Annotated in this window: 1 protein-coding gene; it reads left to right on the forward strand. The window is 41.0% G+C overall.

Annotated features, from left to right (window positions below):
• A partial coding sequence (locus ACYVTD_RS18370; protein WP_461249035.1) for a hypothetical protein occupies positions 1 to 346 on the forward strand: 346 nt, incomplete at both ends.

Below are 346 nucleotides of genomic sequence, written 5' to 3' on the forward strand. Positions count from 1 at the left end.
AATTATCGTCGCAGGTTTAACTTATGGTGCGTACGCTTTGGGCGCGAGAAAACCTGTCGAGCAGGAACCAATCGCAACAGAAATTGCAACAGAAACACCAACAGAGACACCGACGGCAACGGCGGGAGAAACATCAATCGCTGATGTTAAAAAGAAATTAACCGGCAAGTATCAGGCGGATGGCGATATATACTATGAGTTTTACGAAAATGGCACATATTACGCAGCTTTCAATGGAGAATTTAATGATGGCACGAGCAATGAAGTCGCGAATGGTAATTTTACTTTGAAAAGCATGGGAAATAACAAATATAAGGTTTCTCTTTCAGACACGAAAGATTATTAT

The organism is Treponema sp. R6D11 (assembly GCF_054786075.1).